1 protein-coding gene is annotated in these 1,207 nt (G+C 73.3%); it reads left to right on the forward strand.

The window, feature by feature from the left end; genetic code table 11:
* Positions 1-228: 228 nt before the first annotated feature.
* Positions 229-1,191, forward strand: a complete 963-nt coding sequence (gene pip / locus AN216_RS00430; RefSeq protein ID WP_070194543.1) for a prolyl aminopeptidase — start codon at positions 229-231, stop codon at positions 1,189-1,191.
* Positions 1,192-1,207: the final 16 nt, after the last annotated feature.

Raw genomic sequence — 1,207 nt, forward strand, 5'->3', positions numbered from 1 at the left:
GGCGGTGGTCATCGCGGAGCGCTGACCAGCGGGACATACGGAACATGCGGGATGCGGGGTGTGCGGGCGGGTGCACTCAACGGGCGGGCGGGCAGGCGTCGTTCGCCGCCCACGGGACCGTGGAACCGGGATGACCGGGCCGCCTGCGGACCGTATCCTCCCGCCTAGGTTGGGAAACCCGCGGTGACCGGCCGCCGACACCCGCCGATCGAGCCGTACGAGACGGGCATGCTGGACGTCGGCGACGGCAATCTCGTGTACTGGGAAGCCTGCGGTAACCCGCAGGGCAAGCCGGCGGTGGTTGTGCACGGCGGTCCTGGCTCCGGCCGCGCGCCGGGCATCCGGCGCTGGTTCGACCCGGAACGGTACCGGCTGGTGCTGTTCGACCAGCGCGGCTGCGGGCGCAGCACGCCGCACGCCAGCGATCCGGCGACCGACCTGAGCGTCAACACCACCGAGCATCTGATCGCGGACATGGAGCTGCTGCGGGCCCGCCTCGGTATCGACCGCTGGTTGCTCTTCGGCGGCTCCTGGGGGTCCACGCTGATCCTCGCCTACGCCGAACGGCACCCGGAGCGTGCTTCCGAGATCGTCCTCAGCGGGGTCACCACCACGCGCCGTGCCGAGATCGACTGGCTCTACGGGGGCGTGGGACGGTTCTTCCCGGAGGCATGGGAGCGGTTCCGGGCCGGTGCCGGTCTCCACGAAGCCCGGGCCGGTGCCGGTCGAGGCGGACGGGCCTGTGGGGATGTCGACACCGGCGAGCTGGTCGGCGCGTACGCCCGGCTGGTGTCCGACCCGGACCCGGACGTGCGCGACCGGGCGACGGAGGACTGGTGTGCCTGGGAGGACGCCGTCCTGTCCATGGAGCCGAAGGGCGTGCCCGCGCCCTTCACCGGTCGTCCGTCGGCCGCTCGGCGGGCGTTGGTCCGGATCGCCACGCACTACTTCGCACACGGCGCCTGGCTGCCGGAGGGCGCGCTGCTGCGCGATGCCGGACGGCTGGCGGGAATCCCCGGGATGCTCTTCCACGGCCGTCTCGACCTGGGCAGCCCGGTGCACACGGCCTGGGAGTTGGCGCGTGCCTGGCCCGACGCGCGGCTCGTCGTGACGGACACCGGGGGACACCTGGGCAGCGCGGCGATGGACGAGCAGGAGCTGGCCACGCTGGATGCCCTCGCCCGCGGCTGACGGGGCGGGCGCACCC

The organism is Streptomyces oceani (assembly GCF_001751245.1).
Lineage (GTDB): Bacteria > Actinomycetota > Actinomycetes > Streptomycetales > Streptomycetaceae > Streptomyces > Streptomyces oceani.

What these genes read in the sequence shown, in the direction of transcription:
- pip (WP_070194543.1), top strand. Translation starts at nt 229, where the DNA reads ATGCTGGACGTCGGCGACGGCAATCTCGTGTACTGGGAAGCCTGCGGT.